This window comes from Actinorhabdospora filicis (assembly GCF_030269765.1).
Taxonomy (GTDB): domain Bacteria; phylum Actinomycetota; class Actinomycetes; order Mycobacteriales; family Micromonosporaceae; genus Actinorhabdospora; species Actinorhabdospora filicis.
Genome location: NZ_BSTX01000001.1, coordinates 2,257,111 through 2,277,451, shown reverse-complemented (window position 1 = coordinate 2,277,451; position 20,341 = coordinate 2,257,111). Strand labels below are relative to the sequence as shown.

General features: G+C 70.4%; 15 protein-coding genes. 7 read left to right on the top strand and 8 right to left on the bottom strand.

All coding sequences use genetic code 11. The features are described 5' to 3' along the window. Positions 1-32: 32 nt before the first annotated feature. A complete protein-coding gene (locus QSK10_RS10690) occupies positions 33-572 on the bottom strand; it encodes a response regulator (protein ID WP_285662480.1) in 540 nt (179 codons plus the stop codon). Then, positions 569-5,044 carry a HAMP domain-containing protein gene (locus tag QSK10_RS10685; RefSeq protein WP_285662479.1) on the bottom strand — a complete coding sequence of 1,492 codons (4,476 nt, stop codon included), beginning with the start codon at positions 5,042-5,044 and terminating at the stop codon, positions 569-571. Before QSK10_RS10685 ends, QSK10_RS10690 begins: the two co-directional genes overlap by 4 nt. A gap of 75 nt (positions 5,045-5,119) precedes the next feature. On the opposite strand from QSK10_RS10685, the gene QSK10_RS10680 reads away from it, so the two are divergent. Genes QSK10_RS10680 through QSK10_RS10670 form a run of 3 tightly spaced genes read left to right on the top strand, consistent with a single transcriptional unit; the run spans position 5,120 to position 9,076 of the window. Continuing rightward, complete coding sequence (locus tag QSK10_RS10680) at positions 5,120-7,132, top strand: SpoIIE family protein phosphatase (RefSeq protein WP_285662478.1); 2,013 nt, start codon at positions 5,120-5,122, stop codon at positions 7,130-7,132. 38 nt (positions 7,133-7,170) lie between these two features. Beyond that, positions 7,171-7,836 carry a hypothetical protein gene (locus QSK10_RS10675; protein ID WP_285662477.1) on the top strand — a complete coding sequence of 222 codons (666 nt, stop codon included), beginning with the start codon at positions 7,171-7,173 and terminating at the stop codon, positions 7,834-7,836. Between the two features lie 16 nt (positions 7,837-7,852). Beyond that, positions 7,853-9,076: a tetratricopeptide repeat protein gene (locus QSK10_RS10670; protein WP_285662476.1), complete on the top strand. Its 1,224-nt coding sequence runs from the start codon at positions 7,853-7,855 to the stop codon at positions 9,074-9,076. Here the strand turns inward: QSK10_RS10670 and QSK10_RS10665 are convergent. The 3 genes from QSK10_RS10665 to QSK10_RS10655 all read right to left on the bottom strand — a co-directional run bounded on the left by QSK10_RS10665 (position 9,073) and on the right by QSK10_RS10655 (position 12,054). After that, complete coding sequence (locus QSK10_RS10665; RefSeq protein WP_285662475.1) at positions 9,073-9,783, bottom strand: tetratricopeptide repeat protein; 711 nt, start codon at positions 9,781-9,783, stop codon at positions 9,073-9,075. The genes QSK10_RS10670 and QSK10_RS10665 overlap by 4 nt on opposite strands. Positions 9,784-9,903: 120 nt before the next feature. Continuing rightward, positions 9,904-10,305: a hypothetical protein gene (locus QSK10_RS10660; protein ID WP_285662474.1), complete on the bottom strand. Its 402-nt coding sequence runs from the start codon at positions 10,303-10,305 to the stop codon at positions 9,904-9,906. A 147-nt stretch (positions 10,306-10,452) separates the two neighbouring features. Continuing rightward, positions 10,453-12,054, bottom strand: coding sequence for a peptide chain release factor 3 (locus QSK10_RS10655; RefSeq protein WP_285662473.1), 1,602 nt, complete (start codon positions 12,052-12,054; stop codon positions 10,453-10,455). A 119-nt stretch (positions 12,055-12,173) separates the two neighbouring features. Between QSK10_RS10655 and amrS the strand changes: the two genes are divergently transcribed. Genes amrS through QSK10_RS10640 form a run of 3 tightly spaced genes read left to right on the top strand, consistent with a single transcriptional unit; the run spans position 12,174 to position 16,190 of the window. After that, positions 12,174-13,319: an AmmeMemoRadiSam system radical SAM enzyme gene (gene amrS, locus QSK10_RS10650; protein ID WP_285662472.1), complete on the top strand. Its 1,146-nt coding sequence runs from the start codon at positions 12,174-12,176 to the stop codon at positions 13,317-13,319. After that, positions 13,316-14,098: an AmmeMemoRadiSam system protein B gene (gene amrB, locus QSK10_RS10645; protein WP_285662471.1), complete on the top strand. Its 783-nt coding sequence runs from the start codon at positions 13,316-13,318 to the stop codon at positions 14,096-14,098. Before amrS ends, amrB begins: the two co-directional genes overlap by 4 nt. A gap of 16 nt (positions 14,099-14,114) precedes the next feature. Then, positions 14,115-16,190, top strand: coding sequence for a hypothetical protein (locus tag QSK10_RS10640; protein WP_285662470.1), 2,076 nt, complete (start codon positions 14,115-14,117; stop codon positions 16,188-16,190). Here the strand turns inward: QSK10_RS10640 and QSK10_RS10635 are convergent. Continuing rightward, entirely contained in the window at positions 16,187-16,771 is a 585-nt protein-coding gene (locus QSK10_RS10635; RefSeq protein ID WP_285662469.1) for an MBL fold metallo-hydrolase, read from the bottom strand. The two genes, QSK10_RS10640 and QSK10_RS10635, sit on opposite strands and share 4 nt — an antisense overlap. A gap of 81 nt (positions 16,772-16,852) precedes the next feature. Between QSK10_RS10635 and QSK10_RS10630 the strand changes: the two genes are divergently transcribed. Continuing rightward, the gene (locus QSK10_RS10630) at positions 16,853-17,767 is read left to right on the top strand and encodes a GlxA family transcriptional regulator (protein ID WP_285662468.1); all 915 of its coding nucleotides are present in this window, start codon (positions 16,853-16,855) and stop codon (positions 17,765-17,767) included. Positions 17,768-18,669: 902 nt separating this feature from the next. Here the strand turns inward: QSK10_RS10630 and QSK10_RS10625 are convergent. Both QSK10_RS10625 and QSK10_RS10620 read right to left on the bottom strand, forming a co-directional pair. Further along, on the bottom strand, positions 18,670-19,209 hold the full coding sequence (locus QSK10_RS10625; protein ID WP_285662467.1) for a DivIVA domain-containing protein: 540 nt from the start codon (positions 19,207-19,209) through the stop codon (positions 18,670-18,672). Next, the gene (locus QSK10_RS10620) at positions 19,206-20,339 is read right to left on the bottom strand and encodes a globin domain-containing protein (RefSeq protein ID WP_285662466.1); all 1,134 of its coding nucleotides are present in this window, start codon (positions 20,337-20,339) and stop codon (positions 19,206-19,208) included. Before QSK10_RS10620 ends, QSK10_RS10625 begins: the two co-directional genes overlap by 4 nt. Between the last annotated feature and the right edge of the window lie 2 nt (positions 20,340-20,341).

Here is a 20,341-nt window from a genome sequence, read left to right as displayed (position 1 = left end):
CACAAACCTACCGGACGGTCGGCGATCTTGCCCTACTCTCCGATCCGGCCGAGCAGCTCCGAAGTCTTCTCCACATCCCCGTCGCGCAGGGCGCGCCGGGCCTCGGCCACCACGTCGCGCAGCCGCGCGTTCTCGGTCTCGACCGACCGCACTATCGCGGACTGGGCGGCGATCTGCTCCTTACGCTCCCACAACTCCACGAAGACCGAGACCTTCGCGCGCAGCACCCAGGGATCGAAGGGCTTCGTGATGTAGTCCACGGCTCCGGCCGCGTAACCCTGGAAGGCGAGGTGGGCGTCCCTGTCCACCGCGGTCAGGAAGATGATCGGGACGTGCTTCGTGCGCTCGCGCTGCTTGATGTGCGAGGCCGTCTCGAATCCGTCCATCCCGGGCATCTGCGCGTCCAGCAGGATCACCGCGAAATCAATGGTGAGCAGCTTTTTCAAAGCCTCCTCACCGGACGTGACCGCCACCGCCTCGACCGGCAGGCCCTGGAGTATCGCCTCCAGGGCCACCAGGTTCTCCACCCGGTCGTCGACGAGCAGGATCTTCGCCCTACGGGGACCGCTCACCCGGTCTCCTCCCCAGTGCCGGTGATGACTTCACCCTCGATGACCCGCCGACCCACCTGCGTGGCCTGCTGGCCGTTCACACCATTCTGACCGGCCGGTCCGAGCGCGTTGTCCCCACCCTCAACCCAATAGGCCATCAGATCCAGCAGCTCGTCCAGATCCACCGGCTTGGTGATGTAGGCCGAGGCGCCGGCCTTGAGGGACCCGTCCCTATCCCCGGGGGTGGCCTTGGCGGTCAGGAACACCACCGGCAGATCGGCGAACTCGGGGATCTTGCGAATCGCCCTCGTGGTCTCGTTGCCGTCCATGTTGGGCATCATCGAGTCCATCAGGACGATGTCGATGTCGCCGTTCTCCTTCAAGATCTCGATGCCGTCGTGGCCGTTGTCGGCATAGAGCACGGTCATGCCGTGCAGCTCCAGCGCACTGGTCAGCGCGAAGACGTTTCGCACGTCATCATCGACGATCAGGACACGCGCACCCTCCAGCACCTGCGCGGACTGGTTCGCCCGGCGCTCGTGCTTGGCGCCGGCCTGCCGCAGGATCGGCCGGTTCCGGTTGGGCGCGACGTGCACCTCCTGGATCGTGCCGAGATCATCAGTGAGGGTGATCTTGTCGGCGGTGAGCACATCCGGGACGTAGAGGGTGAACGTGCTGCCCTCGCTCGCGCGGCTCTCCACGGTGATCACACCGCCCAGGAGCCTGGCCAGCGACTTCGAGATGGACAGCCCGAGGCCCGTCCCTCCATACTTCCGGCTCGTGGTGCCGTCGGCCTGCTGGAAGGCCTCAAAGATCAAGGCGAGCTTCTCGTCCGGCACGCCGATACCCGTATCGGTGACCCTGAAGCCGTAGACGTTCTCGGCCGTATCGAGTGACGGCACGCCCCAGATCATCCCGCGCGGGGCGGGGCTGATGGTGAGCGAGACCGAGCCGGAGTCGGTGAACTTCACCGCGTTGGACAGCAAATTCCGCAGAATCTGCTGGAGCCGCTGCGCGTCCGACACGATGGTGTCGGGCACCTCGGGACTCTTCTCGACGGTGTACTCCAGGCCCTTCTCCTCGGCCTGCGGCCGGAAGGCCTGCTCCACGTACCCGGCGATCTCGTCCACCGCGAGGGGCCTGGGGTCCACGGCCATGCGGCCGGCCTCGATCTTCGACAGGTCCAAAATATCGTCGATGAGGACCAGCAGGTCCGAACCGGCATTGTGGATGGTGCGGGCGAACTCGATCTGCTTGGCGGTCAGGTTGCGCTCGGCGTTCTCGGCCAGCAGGCGCGCGAGCAAGAGCAGCGAGTTGAGCGGCGTCCGCAACTCGTGACTGATGTTGGCCAGGAACTCGCTCTTGTACTGGGACGCCTGGGTGAGCTGGCGGGCCTTGTCCTCCAGGCCCAGGCGGGCCATGTCGATCTCGCGGTTCTTCAGCTCGATGTTCTGGTTCTGCTCGGTCAGCAGGGCCGTCTTCTCCTGCAGCTCCTCGTTGGTGCGCTGGAGTTTCTCGGACTGGTCGCGGTAGTCCTGCGCGAGCTTTTGGGAGGCGGTGAGCAGCTCCTCCGTCCGGCGGTTGGCCAGGATGGTGTTGAGCGCGATACCGATGGTGTTGACCAGCCGGTCGAGGAAGTTCAGGTGCAGCGCCGAGAAGGCGTTCAGGGACCCGAACTCGATGACGCCGAGGGGCTCGCCCTCGAACAGCACCGGCAGCACCACCACGTCGGCGGGGCGGGCGCGCCCGAGTCCACTGCGGACGACCAGGTAGTCCGCCGGGGCGTCCTTCAGCCGGATCGCGCGCCGGGACGTGGCCGCCTGCCCGACCAGGGACTCGCCCGGCGCGAACACCAGATCGGTGTCCGGCCCGACGTAACCGTAGGACGAGGTGAGCGTCAGCCGCTTGGGCTGCGACTTCGCCGAGGACATCAGGAAGAACGCGCCGACCTGGGCGTCCACAAGGGGCGTCACCTCGGTCATGATCATGCGGCAGACCTCGCCGATGTCGCGCTGCCCCTGCAGGAGCTCCGAGACGCGCGCCAGGTTCGAGTTCATCCAGTCGGTCTCGGCGTTCTTGACCGTGGTGTCGAGCAGCGTCTCGATCATCTGGTTGATGTTCCCGGTCAGGACGCCGACCTCGCCGCGCGCCTCGACCATGATCCGCTGCGTCATGTCCCCGCGCGTCACGGCGGTCGACACCTCGGCGATCGCGCGCAGCTGGTTGGTCAGCGTCGTCGCGAGCTGGTTCACGTTGTCGGTGAGGTCCAGCCAGATGCCCGAGACGCCCTCGACCTGCGCCTGGCCTCCGAGCTTGCCCTCTACACCCACCTCGCGCGCGACTCGCGTCACCTCGTCACCGAAGGACCGCAGCTGCGAGACCATCCGGTTGACGGTGTTCTTGAGCTGGGCGATCTCGCCCTGCGCGCCGACGGTGATCTGCTGGGTCAGGTCGCCCTCGGCGACGGCCGTGGTGACCAGGGCGATGGCGCGCACCTGGTCGGTCAGGTTCGAACCCATCGAGTTCACGTTGTCGGTGAGGTCCTTCCACGTGCCCGACACGCCGTGCACGTGGGCCTGGCCGCCGAGCTTGCCCTCGGTGCCCACCTCGCGGGCCACGCGGGTGACCTCGTCGGCGAAGCTGGACAGCTGGTCGACCATCCGGTTCACCGTCGACTTCAGCTCCAGGATCTCGCCCTGGGCGTCGACGGTGATCTTCTGCGTCAGGTCGCCCTTGGCCACGGCCGTGGCCACGTCGGCGATGTTGCGGACCTGGTTGGTCAGGTTGGACGCCATCAGGTTCACGTTGTCGGTGAGGTCGCGCCAGGTACCGGCCGCGCGCCTCAGCTGCGCCTGCCCGCCCAGCTTTCCCTCCGTACCGACCTCGCGGGCGACTCGGGTGACCTCGGCGGCGAAGGCCGACAGCTGGTCCACCATCTTGTTCACGGTGTTCTTCAGCTGCGCGATCTCGCCCTGCGCGTTCACCGTGATCTGCTGCGTCAGGTCGCCCTTGGCCACCGCCGTGGCGACCTGGGCGATGTTGCGGACCTGGGCCGTCAGGTTCGAGGCCATCAGGTTCACGTTGTCGGTGAGGTCCTTCCAGATGCCGAAGACACCCCGGACGTGCGCCTGGCCGCCCAGCTTGCCCTCGGTACCCACCTCACGCGCGACTCGCGTCACCTCGTCGGCGAAGCTGGACAGCTGGTCCACCATGCGGTTGACCGTGTTCTTCAGCTCGGCGATCTCGCCCTGCGCGTCGACGGTGATCTTCTGGGACAGGTCGCCCTTGGCGACCGCGGTGGTGACCTGCGCGATGTTGCGCACCTGGTCGGTCAGGTTGGACGCGAGCTGGTTCACGTTCTCCGTCAGGTCGCGCCAGGTGCCCGAGACACCCGTCACCTTCGCCTGACCGCCCAGCTTGCCTTCCGTGCCCACCTCGCGGGCGACGCGCGTCACCTCGTCGGCGAAGGCGGACAGCTGGTCCACCATGGTGTTCACCGTCGTCTTGAGCTCCAGGATCTCGCCCTGGGCCACCGCGGTGATCTTCTGCGTCAGGTCGCCGCCAGCCACCGCCGTGGCGACCTGCGCGATGTTCCGAACCTGATCGGTCAGGTTCGAGGCCATGGAGTTCACCGAGACGGTGAGGTCCTTCCAGGTGCCCGCCACGCCCGGAACGTGCGCCTGGCCACCCAGCTTGCCCTCGGTACCGACCTCCTGCGCGACACGCGTCACCTCGTTGGCGAACACGCGCAGCGTGTCGGTGAGCGAGTTGATCGTCCCGGCCAGCTCCGCGATCTCGCCCTGCGCGACGACGGTGATCTTCTGCGACAGGTCGCCCCGCGCCACCGCCGTGGTCACCTGGGCGATATTGCGCACCTGGTCGGTGAGGTTGCTGGCCATCTGGTTCACGCTGACCGTCAGGTCGTTCCACGTGCCCGACACGCCCGGGACGGCCGCCTGGCCACCGAGCTTGCCCTCCGTGCCCACCTCGCGCGCGACGCGCGTCACCTCACCGGCGAAACCCGACAGCAGCTCCACCATCTTGTTCACCGTGCGCGCCAGTTCGAGGAACTCGCCCTTGAGGGTGCGTCCCTCGTCGATCTGGAGCGTCACACGCTGCGAGAGGTCACCCTCGGCGACGGCGGCGATGACCCGCGAGATCTCCGCGGTGGGGCGCACGATGTCGTCGATGAGGGAGTTCACCGCCGTGGCGGCCTGCCGGAACCCGCCATCGAGGTGCTCCTCGGCGAAACGCTCGGTCATCTTGCCCTCGCGGCCCACCACCCGGGCCATGCGGGACAACTCGCGCACCTGCGTGTCCTGTTTCGCCACGACCGCGTTGAACCGGTCGATGACCTCGCCGCCCAAACCGTGCGTCCTGGGCAGCCGGACGGAGAAATCCCCGCGCTCGACCCTGGCCAGAGCCGCGGCCAGCGCCGACAGGACCTCCTCGTTCTCATCGCGTTTGATAGGGGGCGCTTTGACAGTTGTCATCGATCGCCTCTTTTAGCGTTTGAACCACGGTGGGGTGTTTCTATCTTCGATTGCCGATGGGGGACACTGCAAGCTGTGTCCGTCAAAGCCCGGCGACGTCTCCGCCTACCGGCCGACCATCAGTCGCCGGCGGCGGCGCGTGCGCTCGTCCGAGAGGTCCTCGTCGCGGCCGGCTTCACCGACCTGCTCGACGAGGCGATGCTCCTCACCACCGAGCTGTCCACCAACGGCGTCGTACACGCCGGCACCGACCTCGATGTCGAGGTGGTCGCCGATGACGACGGCGTAACCGTAACCGTAACCGATTTCCGCGGCGGGACGCTCGAAGCGCCCTCGTCCGAACCCCCCGACGAGATGGCCGAACACGGCCGTGGCCTGCTACTCGTCGACCGATTCGCCTCGGCGTGGGGCACCACACACGACGCCACCGGCAAGGGCGTCTGGTTCCGCCTGGAGCGACGCGGGCACGTCCCGCCACCGCTCCCCGAGGCCACCGCGCTCGTCCCCGACACCTCCGTCGACCCCGACCTCGCCGTCGCCGCCGCCGAACGCGTGGCGTGGCTGGTCAGCGTCCCCGACGAACTGCGGACCCGGCTCACCCTGCCGCAGCTCATCGCCGAACTCCTCCAGCGCCTCTGCGAGATCGTCGGCGCCACCGGCGGCGCCGTCTGGCTCGACGAGGGCGACGGAGCCGGCGAGTCCCGGCTGGCCTCGTGCGGGCGCGTACCGCTCGTCCGCGACGACGCGATGGTGGTGCCGCTGCACCTCGCGCGGCCCCTGTCCGGGCGCCTGGAGCTCTACCCGGCCGGAGCCTCGGCCCTGCGCACCCTCGCCGTGCTGTCCGCCGACCGGATGGCGCTCACCATCGAGGCCGACCGGCTGCGCGCGGCCGACGTCCGCCGCCGCTCCTGGCTGACGTTCCTCGCCGAGGCCTCCGAACTGCTCGCGCAGTCCTTGAACGTCGACCTCACCCTCGCCCTGGTGCCGCAGCTCATGGTGCCGCGCCTGGGCGACTGGTGCGCCGTCTACGTCCTCGACGAATGGGGCAAACTCGGGCTCGCCGCCGGAACCCACCGCGACGAATCGCAGTGGCCGGTCATGAAGCGCCTGCTGTCCGGGCCCGACGCCGAACTCGCCGAACGCCTCAAGGAGACCGCCGAACTCGGCCTGACCGTCGCCCTGTCGCGCCCGGTCGAGGGCATCGCGGTGCCACTGGCGGCGCGCGGGAAGATCCTCGGCGTCCTCACCCTCGGCCGCCCCGCCGACCGCCTCCACGCCCCCGACGACGTCACCGTCGTCGAGGACATCGCCCGGCGGGCCGCACTGGCCCTGGACAACGCGCGCATCCACGCCGAACGGCAGCGCGTCGCCCAGGCCTTCCAGCAGGCCCTCCTGCCCGCCGCCCTGCCGCAGGCGCCCGGGATCGAGTTCGCCGCCGAGTACGTCCCCGCGTCCACCGGCACGGACGTGGGCGGCGACTTCTACGACGTCCTCGAAGTCGAACCCGGCCGCTACCTCGTCTCCGCCGGGGACGTGTGCGGCAAGGGCGCCCAAGCCGCCGCCGTGACCGGCGTCGTCCGCGACGTCCTGCGCGCGCTGGCCCGCGACGGGCTGCCGCTGCCCCGCATCATCGAACTGCTGAACCGGACACTTCTGGAACAGCCCGACGAAGGCCGGTACGCCACCCTCATCACCGCCATGGTGTGGCGCGAAGGGCCCGACCTGTGCGTCGAGATGTGCCTGTCCGGGCACGAGCGCGCACTGCACCTGCCCCGCGTCGGCGAATGCGAATTCGTCGGCGTGGAGGGCACGGCGGTCGGGTTGCTGGAGCAGGTCAAGGTGACCGTGACCTCGCTGCGGCTCGCGCCCGGGGACTCCCTGCTGTTCTACACCGACGGTGTGACAGAACGCCGCAACGGCGACGTGATGTTCGGGCTCCGGGGCGTCTGCCGCGCGGTGACACCCCTCGCCGGACACCCCGCGTCGGTGGTGGCGGCGCGGCTGCGCACCACCGTCCTCAACTTCTCCGACGAGCAGCCCAAGGACGACATCGCCATCCTCGGCATGCACAACTCGATCGAGGACTAGGGACAGCGGCGGAAGGCACTTTCGGGTTAGCGTCGGGCATGGTCCGACGCTTACTCGTGGTGCTGGCCGCGTGCGCGGCCGCGCTGATCCCCTCGGCGGCGTGGGCCGACGCGAACCTCGTGGTGGGGCGGCCCGGCGACCTCACCGTCGAGAACGGCTCGACCATCACCGCGCCCGTGGTCGTCGGCAACGACGGCGACGCCACGGCGAACGGCGTCATGTTCTACCTGAGAGCCAGCTCCGGACTGCGATCCGACGCGAGGTACGCCAACTGCCAGTACCTCGTGGACGACCGCCGGACCGCCATGTTCTGCCGCTTCGAGCAACCGGTGGAGAGCGGGCGGTTCTACACGCTCTCTCCGCCGATCGAACTCGACGTGGCCGCCGAGCACGAGCTCGGCGAGCTCTACACCTACACCTGGTGCACGGCCGAGACGGCGTTCAACTGCGAGTTCACCGGAACCCCGGGCGAGGGGCCGATTCTGACGCTGGTGCCGGTGGAGCGACCGGCCGCGACGGCGCTGATAGCCACGGACAACGTGTTCGTGACCGTCACCGACGATCAGGAGCGCACGCCGATGGGGTACCTGGCGTGGCCGGCGGGGGCGTTGGTGCTCGGTGGGATGGCGACCTGGCTGGGGTGGCGGCTGTTCCGCAGAATCAAGGGCGACGGCCATCCACAGAGGACCACCGAAGGCCGGTGACGGCCGGGAGGCGCCCATGACCGGCTACGAGATCACCCGCTCGCCGGAGACGATCGAGTCGTACTTCGGGATCTCCGCGGAGGCACGGCGATCCGAGGGCGAGGAGCCCGGGCGCCGGACCGTGTCGACGCCCGTCGGGACCGTCGGGAACGCGCGCATGATCGGCATGCCCGCCGACCCGGACGAGGGCCCGGACTGGCTCGAAGCCCTCGGTACCCCGCCCCAGGACGCCCCGCCCCCGGACGCCCCGGCTCTCGAACCCGACCGTCGTGCCGCCCTCGACCGCGCCATCAATCGCGCCCTCGACCGGTCCCGCGCCATCGCCGACGAACACCGGCGGCAAGACCCGCAGAGCAAGGCCTACATCGCCGCCGTGAACGCCTTCTGCTTCCACGCCATGGCGGCCGGCGAGTACGCCGAGGCCGAGGACACCCTCGTCGAGGCGTGGAAGATCGACCGCAGGCGCATCACCCCGTCCGACATCGCCGCGATCATCTACAACCTCGGCCGCATCCAGGTCCGGCGCGGAAACGGTGTGGCCATCATCTTCCTGCGCGACGCCGTGGCCATCTACCGGAAGTTCGGCGGACGCCACCGGCCGCACCTCGCCGAGGCCCTCGCCGCGCTCGCCGTGCCCCAGCAGATGCACAGGTGGACCGACAAGGTGATGGCCGGGATCGACGAGGCCGTGGCGATCTACCGCGACCTGGCCGCCGCCGACGCGTCCCACGAACCGGGCCTGGCGGGCGTCCTGGTCAACCGGGGCGTGCTGATGCGCCGCCTGACGGAGTGGGACCGGGCGGTGGAGTCCACGCGCGAGGGCGCGGCGATCTTCGCGCGGCTCGCCGAAGGCGATCCCGACGCGTTCGCCCCGTTCCACGGGCTCGCGCTGCACGATCTCGCCCTCATGCTCACCGAGACCGGCGAGCACGCCGAAGCCCTGGCCGCGGGCCGGGCGGCGGCCGAACTTCGCGGCGACGACCTGGCCGCGCACCTGGCGACCCTGGACAACCTGCTGTCCGCGCACGCCGCCTGGGGCCCCGGTGCCGACGCGCCCGAGATCGCGGTGAAGGCGATCAAGGCCGCCACCGACCTCGACGGCGGCACGCCCGGCGAGCGCACCCGGCGGCTCGCGGCGAACCTGCACGCCGTGGCCTCCGCGCTGGACGAGCGTGGGCACCATGAGGCGGCGGCCGACGTCCTGCGGGTCCTGAGGGTACTGCCGGAGCAGACCGGCTAACCCGGCATCTCCCCCGCCTCCGCCCGCCGCAGCGCCTCCTCGGCCTGCGCGATGCGCCTGGCGTGCAGCCCGGTGCGCCGCGCGAGGCCGATCGCCTCGCCCAGTAGCCGCACGGCCTCGTCGCGGTCTCCGGCGACCGACTCGGCCTGCCCGAGCGCGATGAGCCCGCCGACGGTCCAGCGCGGGTCGCCGTGGAGTTCGCGTAGGCGCAGGGAGGTGCGCAGGTGCGGGACGCCGAGGTCGGGCCGGCGTTCGCTGATCATGTAGTAGAAGCCGATGTGGCGGTGCACCTCCGACCTGGTGATCAGGTCGGCGTGCTCCTCCGCCAGGGCCAGGGACTGGCGGAAGTACGTGATCGCGGTGTCCCAATCACGCCGTAGTACCTGGTGAACGAGCCCGAGACCGAAAAGTGACGCGGCGATGCCGCCCCGGTCGCCGATGTCGCGCCGGATGTCCAGGGCCTGCTGGAACAGGGCCTCCTCGGCGTCGGCGTCGGCCTGCTCGGGACCGGCGTCGAGGGCCCGGAAGTGCGTCAGCCAGCCGAGGCGGTCGATGGCGGCGGCCTCGACCGCGCGGTCGTCGGCGGTGTCGCGGGCCGCCTGGAGCAGCGCGAGCGCCTGCGTGTAGTCGCCGGTGCGGAAGGCGGCCTCGGTCATGGCCTCGTCGCCGGCCGCCAGCAGGTCCTTCGGCGAATCCCCGTGAATCATGCGTGGAGACTATGCCCGGCGCGCCGGATCCGTTGTCCCGGTGGACAAAGCGCGGGCGGCCCGCCGGGGGTCCGGCGGGCCGCGGTCGCGGTGCGTCATCTCGGTTCACTCGGATCCGCGTCAGGCGCCCAGGGCCTCGTGGATCTTGGCGGCCATCGCCTCCAGGGTCGGCGTCACGCCCTTCTTGGAGCCCTGCGCGGCGGCCTCGACGGCCACCACGACGGTCTCGCGGAAGTTCGCCAGCTCCGCCGGATCGTTCGCCAGCAGCGCGACGGACGCGGTGATCGCGGGCAGGACGTGGTCGGCCAGGGCCGCGCTCGACTTGTGGCCCAGCTTCAGGTCGTTCTTCTTCTCGGCCAGCACGTACCCGACGGGGCCGGTGGCGGCGTAGAGGGCGAAGGAGCCGTTGGTCGCCACGCGGTGCGGCGAGGAGGTCCCGGCGGCCCATGCCATGAGGGCCACGGAGCCGTGGGCGGCGGTGCGGAGGGTGGTCTTGTCCTGGGCGGTGAAGGTGCTCGACATGTCGGTTTCTCCAGTTCGGTGCCGGTCGTTCTCGCTGATGAGAGAACTATCGACGACCGCCCGGACACCGGCCTGTCCTCGCGCTGACACGGCCGCTGACACCGCGGACATGGAAAAGGGGCCGGTGTGACCCGGCCCCTTGAGGCGCTATTCGGCCTGCGCGAGCAGGGGTTCCAGCATGATGCCGGGGTAGTCGGTCTTCACCGTCTGCATCCGCCACTTGTTCAGGAACGCCGCCAGGACGACGCCGTCGCGCGCCCGCACGAAGGTCTCGGCGCCCGGCGCGCGCTTCATCTTCTCGGCGCTCTCGGCGTCGGTGCGGCGGGCCAGCTCATAGGGCAGGTGGTCGAGGGTGGTGGGTACGCCGAACTCCTCCGACAGGCGGTGCGTGGCGACCTCGAACTGCATGGTGCCGACCGCGGCCAGCACCGGCGAGGCGTCACCGCGGCGCTCGGAGTAGAGGACCTGCACCACGCCCTCGGCGTCCAGCTGCTGGATGCCGCGGCGGAAGCGCTTGGCCTTCGAGGTGTCGTCGGTGCGGATCGTGGCGAAGTGCTCCGGCGCGAACGACGGCAGCGGCGGGTAGGTGACCTTCTTGTCCACGTACAGGGTGTCGCCGATGCCGAGGGCGGTGGCGTTGACCAGGCCGATCACGTCACCGGGGAAGGCCTCGTCGAGGGTGTCGCGGGACGCGCCGAACATCGACTGGGCGTACTTGGTGGCGAACGGGCGGCCCGACTCGGCGTGCGTGACGACCATGCCGCGCTCGAAGCGTCCCGAGCAGACCCGGACGAAGGCGACCTGGTCGCGGTGGGCCTTGTTCATGTTCGCCTGGATCTTGAACACGAAACCGGAGAAGGGCGCGTCGACCTCGCGGGGGGTGCCGTCGATGTCGGCGCGGTCCGTGGCGGCCGGGGCGTGCTTGATGAGCACGTCCAGCAGCTGACGGACGCCGAAGTTGGCCACCGCCGCGCCGAACAGCACCGGCGTGGTGACGGCCTCCTCGAAGAGCTTCTGGTCGTGGGTGGCGCCGATCTCGCGGAGGAGCTCGACCTCCTCCACCGCGCGCTCGTAGTCCTCACCGAAGCGCTCGCGGGCCTGGGACGCGTCCAGGCGCGTCTCGATGGCCTCGCGGGTGCCGCCGGGGGTGCGCTCGAAGTGCGCCATCGCGTTCTGGGTGCCGTCCTCGTCGCCACGGCGGTCGATGACGCCCTGGAAACGCCCACCGGGGCCGACGGGCCAGGTCAGCGGGGTGCAGCGCAGGCCGATGCGCTCCTCGATCTCGTCGAGCAGCTCCAGGGCCGCGCGCGCGGGCCGGTCCCACTTGTTGATGAACGTGATCACCGGGATGCGGCGGTGGCGGCAGACCTCGAACAGCTTCAGGGTCTGCGGCTCCAGGCCCTTGGCCGCGTCGATCAGCATGACCGCGCAGTCCACGGCCGTCAGGACGCGGTAGGTGTCCTCGGAGAAGTCGGCGTGGCCGGGCGTGTCGAGGAGGTTGACCACGCAGTCGTCGTAGGAGAACTGCAGGGCCGCCGAGGTGATGGAGATGCCTCGCTGCTTCTCCATGGCCATCCAGTCCGACACCACGCCCTTGCGGCCGCCCTTGCCGTGGACGGCACCGGCCTCGCCGATGACGTGGGCGTGCAGCGCCAGAGCCTCCGTGATGGTGGACTTACCGGCGTCGGGGTGGGAAATGACCGCGAAGGTACGGCGCGCGGCCGCCTCGGCGCGGATGGTGGTGGACACAGAAACCTCACTCGCTCGAAACCGACCCTCGATCATATCCAGCGGCCCCGCCACCGGCGGCCCGGCTTGCGGGGATAGTGGGCGGCGGCATAGCGTGGGCCGGGAGGAGGCGTTCCCGCATGCCGACCGACGCACTCAGCCGCGAAGACCCCTACACCGTCGACACCACCTGGTGGCACGAGCTTCCCGACGGGCGGATCCAGTGCGACGTGTGCCCCAGGGCCTGCAAACTCCGCGAGGGGCAGCGGGGCCTGTGCTTCGTGCGGGGACGCGTCGACGACCGCGTGGTCCTGGCCTCCTACGGGCGATCGTCCGGTTTCTGCGTCGATCCGGTCGAGAAGAAGCCCCTCAACCACTTCCTGCCCGGAACGCCCGTGCTGTCTTTCGGGACGGCCGGCTGCAACCTCGCCTGCCGGTTCTGCCAGAACTGGGACATCTCCAAGTCCCGTGAGATCGACACCCTCGCCTCGGCCGCCTCACCCGACGCGCTGGCCAGGGCCGCCACGAAGACCGGCTGCCGCTCGGTGGCCTTCACCTATAACGACCCCACGATCTTCATCGAGTACGCGATGGACGTCGCCGACGCCTGCCGGGCGAGCGGCGTGCGGTCCATCGCGGTCAGCGCCGGCTACATCAACGCCGAGCCCCGGGCCGAGTTCTACGCCCACATGGACGCCGCCAACATCGACCTGAAGGCCTTCTCCGAGGAGTTCTACGAGAAGATCACCTTCGCCAAGCTTGGCGCCGTCCAGGACACCCTGAAGTACCTCGTCCACGAGACGGACGTGTGGACCGAGGTCACCACGCTGCTCATCCCCGGCCACAACGACTCCGAGGCCGAGATCGCCGCCGAGTGCGCCTGGTTCGCCGAGCACCTGGGACCCGACGTGCCCCTGCACTTCTCCGCCTTCCACCCCGACTTCAAGATGCGGGACATCCCCAGGACGCCACCGCAGACCCTGCGCCGCGCCCGCCGCGTCGCCCGCGAGCACGGGCTGCGCTACGTCTACACCGGCAACGTGCACGACCCCGAGGGCCAGACGACGAGCTGCCCGGGCTGCGCGGCGCCGGTCGTGGAGCGCGACTGGTACGTCCTGAACCGCTACGAGCTCACCGACCGCGGCGACTGCGTCCACTGTGGAACGACGGTCGCCGGTGTGTTCGACGGACCGGCCGGGGACTGGGGCGCGAAACGGCGGCCGCTCAGGCTGATCGAGCAGCCCGGTACCCGGGGCGCGCACGACCGCAGAAAGGCCCCCCGATGACCGACGACCGACCATCCGCCGTGGCGGGACGGTTCTACCCCGGCGAACCCAACCAGCTGCGCACCGCCATCCGCCGCATGCTCGCCCGCATCGAGCTGCCCGCCGGCGAGCCGCTCGCGCCCGCCTACGTCGTCCCCCACGCCGGATACCGGTTCTCCGGTCCGGTGGCCTCGCACGTCTACGCGCGCCTGCGCGAGCACAAGGGGTCCGTCGGCCGTGTCGTCATCATCGGGCCCTCGCACTTCTCCCGGCTGGAGGGCGTGGCCGCCTCACCGGCGGCGACCTGGTCGACTCCACTGGGGACGGTCATGATCACCGCCGTGCCCGACGGCATCCCCGCCGACGCCGAACCGCACGCCAGGGAACACGCCCTGGAAGTCCAGATCCCTTTCCTGCAGGAGGTTCTCGGGGACGTCCCGGTCACCCCCATCGCGGTGGGCGTCTCGGCCGCCGAGGACATCGCCGACGTGCTGGACGCCGTGGTCGGCGCCTCGCGCGACACGATCGTCCTGTGCAGCACCGACTTCAGCCACTACCACCCGCAGGACGTGGCCCGCGAACTCGACCGCCGCACCGCGCAGGCCGTGTGCGACCTCGACTACAGCCGCATCAAGGTCGGCGACGCCTGCGGCGTGTTCGCCCTGCGGGGCCTGGTCGCCTGGGCCGCCCGGCACCGCTACCTGCCCCGGCGGCTGGACCTGCGCAACTCCGGCGACACCTTCGGCAACCCCGAAAGAGTGGTCGGCTACCCCGCCTTCGCTCTGGAAGAGGCGCGGTAACGCCATACTCACTCCCATGTGGAGTGTCAGGTGGACCGCCAAGGCCGCCGCCGCGCTGGTGGCCGCGCTGGCGGTGTTCGCCGCGACCTGGTGGGCCGCCGAGGGACCGGCCGGGCTGGACCGGGGTTCGGCCCTGAGTCTGGCCGGCGTCACCTTCGCCGCCGCCGGTGCCGTCGTCGCCGTCCTGCTCAACCGCTGGGAGCAGCAGGCGTCCCGCGCCACCGGCTTCCGTGTCCTGTGTGGACCGATTCCTCCGCGACCCGCCGGATACCGCGCGCGGCAGGACGTCCAGCACACCCTCACGGCCATCCCCGGCATCGCCGTGCTCACCGGTGGACCCGGCGTCGGCAAGAGCACCGAGGCCGCCGAACACGCCCGCACCGCCCTCCGCAAAGGCCACCGCGTCGCCTGGATCGGTGGCGAGAACCCCGAGCAGATCGTCACCGCCCTCGGCCGTGTCGCCGACGCCTACGGCCGACGCGAACCCGAACTCAGCCCCCAGGCCGCCGCCGAACGCGGACTCGCGCTGCTGTCCGAACCACCCGGCCGCGACCGCGTCCTCGTCGTCTTCGACAACGTCGTCGACCCCACCCCGGTGCGCGCCTGGCTCCCGCGCGGCGAGCGCACCCGCGTCGTCCTCACCACCACCGAACGCGGCGCCGCCGCCCTGGGTTCCACAGTGGACGTCGAGCGCTTCACCCGCGAGCAGGCCCGCGCCTACCTCCGCGAACGCACCGGCCTGCCCGTCGACGAGGCCGCCGACGAGCTCATCGTGGAGGTCGACGGGCTGCCCCTGGCGCTGGCGCAGGCGGCGTCCCGCATGAAGGAAACCGGCCGCGACTTCGCCGACTACGTCGCCGATCTGCGCACCTTCGACGTGGACGAGGCCCTCCCGCACGGCGCCTGGGACGACTACCCGCGCAGCGTGGCGGCGGCGATCCTGCTGGCCGTGGCACGGATCTGGGACGAGCGCACCGCGCCCGTGCTGGCCGGGCTGGCGCTGCTGGCGCCCACCGGCCTGCCCGTGGCGATGCTCGGCGAGATCCTCGGCGAGGACGAACGCGAGGTCGAGCTGGCCGTCGCCCGTGCCCGCACGGCGTCCCTAGTGGACGGCGACGGCGGCCGCGTCCTCATGCACCGCCTCACCCAGCGCGTCATCCGCGGCTCACGGCACGAGACGGCCGAGCTGATACCCGTCCTCGCCGAGCGCCTCTCCAACCTGCTCGACCCGCCCGAACAGGACAGCTGGGCCCAGCGGGACCGGCTCCTGGACCTCGACGACCAGGCCGAGGCCCTCAGCGCCAACACCGGCCCCGACCGCCGCGTCCTCGGCGATCTGCTCCTCGCCCGCCTCGGCGTCGCGGTGATCACCAAGGCCGCCGACCGCTACGTCCGCCAGATGCGCGACATGCTGGCCGACGGGATCCTCACCGACCCCGACGCCGTTCCCGGGCACGTCGGCCTCATCATCATCGGTCTCCCGCTCCTGCCACCGGAGGTCAAGGCCGAGGTCATCGCCATGCTGGAAGCCGAGATCGACGCCGTCGGCGACACCGTCGGCCTGGCCGACTACGTCCTGCTCGCCTACGCCCTGCACGGCACCGACCGCGCCGAGGAGGCCGTCGAGATCGCCGACCGGGTCATGGCCGCCGAGGCGTGGCCCGAGGTCAAGGAGGAGATGGGCACCCTCGCCGAGGCCATGTTCGCCACCGTCTACCTGGCGACAAGGCCCGCCACCTCGATGGAACTGCTGGAACCCCTGGCCGCCGCCCCGCCCGACGACTGGCCCCTCGGCATCGGCATCCCCCAGATGCTGCTCACCGCCTACTTCCGCCAGGAACGCTGGGAGGACTGCGTCCGCTACGGTCCCGAGGTCCTGCGCATCCAGTGGGAGCACTTCGGTTCCGGCCACCCCGACCTGGTGCCGACCCTGTGCCTGCTGGCGGTGGCGATGGACGAGTCCGGCCTGCCGGAGTCGGCGGCGTCCTACGCCGACCAGGCCATCCGCATCGCCGAGGCGTCCCCGGTCCCGATCGACTTCGACACCGAGGACCTGGCCTTCCTCGCCGTGATCCGCGACCGCGGCCGCTAGACCACCGCCTCCGGTCCCGCCGCGAACGCCGGACCGTGCCCCGGCACGATGATGTCGGCCAGGTCCAGCACCCGCATCCGGCTGGCCGCAAGCTGATCGCGGTCCGGCGCCACCGGGTCCTCGGCCGGGCCGTCGGGACGCCACCACAGGTCACCCGCGAAGGCCACCACGCCATCGGCCGTCCCCGCCAGCAATGTGATGTCCTCGTGGCTGTGCCCCGGAGTGGCGATCAGCCGCAGCGAAGGAGTGAACGCGTAACCCTCGGCGTCCCGCACCGTCCACCCGTGCCCCCGGTAGATCGCCTTGTGGTCGTGCACGGCCGCCTTCGTGAACAGGCCCGCGTTCATGATGTTGTCCGGGTGATGGTGGCTCAGGATCACATCGGTGACGTCCTCGGGCCCGACCCCGAGAGCCGCGAGCGGTTCGAGGATCCGCGCTGGCGACTCGACCATCCCCGGATCGAAGACGATCTTGTGATCGCCATCGGTGATGTACGAGACCGTCGCGGCCACACCCGGTCCCGTGGAACCGGTGTAGCCGACGGTGAGGATCTGCCAGGTGGCGCTGCTCTCGATGTCCATGCCACAAGCATCGGGCCGCGAGCGGATCGAGAACAGTGGCCGAGCTGTACATCACCGCAACGTTCCTGCCAAACTCGTGCCATGCAGAACGTGGCCGCCTACCTGCGCCCCGGCGCCGGAATCCACACCGTCGGCGTGGTCGGCGAGATCTTCAACCGCCCACCCTTCACCTTCGCCTACTGCGCCGACACCACCGGCCCACTGACGACGGACGTCGGCCTCACCGTCCACATAGAACACGGACTCGACCGATTGAAGAAGGCCGACCTGATCCTCTTGCTGCCCGGCGAAGGCCACGACGACCCACCCTCGCAAGACCTGACCGCCATCCTGCGAAAGACGAAGGCCATCGTCGCCGCCCCCTGCGTCGGCGCCTTCATGCTCGCCGCCACAGGACTGCTCGACGGACGCCACGCGACCACCCACTGGGCCTTCACCGACCGGCTAGCCCAAACCCACCCGAACATCACCGTCACTCCCGACGCCCTATACGTCGACGAAGGCCGCCTACTGACGGGCGCAGGAGTGGCAGCGGCGGCAGACCTCTGCCTCCACGTGATCAGGAGAGAACTCGGAGCCCGCAAAGCCGGAGAAATAGCCCGCGCCATGGTCATCCCACCCCACCGCGAAGGCGGCCAACGCCAATACGCCACAACCCCCGTCGCCGAAGTAACCGACGACCGCCTGGCCCACATCACCGACTGGGCACAGGAAAACCTCGCGAAGAACATCACCGTCGCCGACCTGGCCCGCCGCGCCCTGGTGAGCGAACGCGGATTCGCCCGCAGATTCAAAGACGCCACCGGGCAAAGCCCACACGCCTGGCTGACGGAACGAAGGCTGCGACGAGCGGAGGAGCTACTGGAAGGCGGCGACCTGTCGGTGGAGGAGATCGCCCACCACGTCGGCTACGGCTCGGCGGCGGCACTGCGAAGGCAGTTCGCGCGCAGGCGAGGGGTGGCGCCCCGGGACTACCGGAGGACGTTCAGGGGGTAGGGCGAAAGAGACGAGGAAAGGACGAGGAGAAAGGGGAAGAGAAAGGCGAGGGGGAAGGGGGAGAGGTGAGGGGCATGGGGAGAAGGAGGGCAGCGTGAAGACCGGCGTGCGACGAAGGCAAGAGCCGGGCCACCCACACGGCGATGGGTGAAGCCGGCCCGAGAACAAGGCCGGTGACGTTAGACCGGCCGGGTGCGATGCGGAGCCTGGTGCGGTGAGGGTGAGACGAAGGGTTCTGGGGGTGTCAAGACAGCTCTTCCGTCTTGACACCCCCAGGTTCCTCGTTCACCGTCGCCGAGGCCGAACGACGGAAGATCCGCAGGCAGCACGCCGAACGATCAGGGTGGGGATGGAAGGGCCGGGCCAAGGGGGAGGGGCACGACGAGGCCGGTGTGGGCCGGGGTGGTGCGGGGATGGGGCGAGGCTGAGGGCGGGTAAGTCGCTGGGGTGGGGTGACCCCGGTGGCCGGGCGCGGGCCGGGGTGAGGCGCGTGGCCCGCAAGCCGAGAGATGGCGGGGCGAGAGATGGCGGGGCGAGAGGTGGCGGGCGGGGAAGAGGCGAGAAGAAGGCGGCGTGGGCTGAGGCAGCGCGGGGCCGAGGCAGCGAGCGGGTGAGACCCAAGGCGAGGCGGCTGGAGGCTACTGGGCGCGGCCTCGTGAGGTGAACCCCGGCCGGTGAGACGGTGCGACCCCGGCGGCCCGGGGCGTGGGCTGGGTGATGCCCACGGCCCGCAAGCCGAAAGAGGGCGGGGGAAGAGGGCGGGGGAAGAGGGCGGGGGAAGAGGGCGGGGGAAGAGGGCGGGGGAAGAGGGCGGGGGAAGAGGGCGGGGGAAGAGGGTGGGGGAAGAGGGTGGGGGAAGAGGGTGGGGGAAGAGGGTGGGGGAAAGAGGGCGGAGCAACCCCCTACCCCCCCAACCTCTCCACCTCATCCGCCAACCTCTCCCGCGCCGCCTTCAACTGCGCCTCCACCGCCCCGATCGCCTCCAAAAACGCCCGCGTCCGATCCAGCTTCTCCGTCAGCTCACTCGACTCCACAACCTGCGCCGCCGCCACCTGCGCCTGCGTCAATACCGCGTCCGCCTGCCCCCGCGCCTGCCCCACCAACTGCCGGCAGTAGTCCTGCGCCTGCGCGATATAAGAATCCGCCTGCTGCTGCGCCTGCGACAGCAAGTTGATCGCCTCCGGAGCAGGCCGAGCCCGCGGAGCACGCGAGTTACTCGACTGCCAATCCTTCAGCGCGTTCTTCACCGTCTCGATCTCGGTCCGCAGCCGCGCCTCGCGCGCGTCCCGCGCCGCCAGGTCCTCCGCGAGCCGCCCGAGGAACCGGTCCACTTCCTCCACGTTGTACCCGCGCCGCCCAAGCGTGGTGCGGCTGAACTCGGTATGCCTGATCCGTTCCGGGCTGAGCCGTCCCGCCCGCTCGATACCCGCGTCACCGCTCACGACAGTGCCTCCTCAGCAGGAAGGCCGGAGACTCCGGACTCCCAATGGATCTGCCCCTCCGGAATCCCCGCGTGCCCCAGCGCCGCCACGCTCTGACTCACCATCCCTGGCGGGCCGCACACGAACACGTCGCAATCCAGCCAGCGCGCCTGGCGCAGCGCGACCCCGACCGCCTGCCCGGTGTGGGGACCCGGCCCGGCCGCCACCACCGGCACCACGTGGAACCACTCGCTGCGCTCGGCGAACTCCCGCAGCGCCGGCAGGTCGTACAGATCCCCCGCATGCCGGACGCCCCAGTACAGGTACACCCGGCGTCCGTCCTGAAAGGACGCGATCTGCTCGGTCAGCGCCTTCAGGGGCGCCAGTCCGGTGCCACCGGCCAGCATCAGGACATGGCGCGGCGGCCCGTCCGGCAGCACCAGCCCGGTGCCCATGGGCGCGGCCAGCCGGAGCCGGTCGCCGGGGCGGGTGAACTCCACCAGCGCCGGTGAGACCTGCCCGGCGTCGGCGAGGCGGACGTGGAAGTCGATCGTCCCGTCGGGCCTGGGCGCGTTCGCGGGGGAGTACTGCCGCCACATGCGAGGGCGGTAGGGGCTCTCCACCGCGATCGACTGTCCGGGCAGGTAATCCAGGCGCTGGTCGGGGACGACGCGGATCACCGCGAGGTCGATGGCGCGGCGGTCGTGGGAGACCACCTCGGCGTCCCACCACGAGGGCGTCTGCCGGGCGGAGTCCTCGGCGGCACCGGACATCACCTCGGCGACGATGCCGTAGGCGGCCGTCCAGTCCTTCTCCAGCTCCGGCGTCCAGTGCGCGCCCAGGAAGTGCTCCAGGGTGTGCAGCAGGGCCGCGCCGACGGCCGGGTAGTGGTCGGCGACCACGGCGAACTTGCGGTGGTCGCGTCCCAGTTGCTGGAGGAACGGGACCAGGGCGTCCACGTTGTCCACATCGGACACCACTCGGCCGAGCGCGGTGACCAGCCGGTCGCGCTGGGCGGCCATGCTCACCGGGAACATCTCCCGGACCTCGGGGTGCTCCAGGAACAAGGTGGAGTAGAAGAAGAGCGGGACCTGGTCGCCGTGCGCGGCGACCTCGCCCCAGCTCCACTTCAGGCGCGCGGCGTCGACCACGC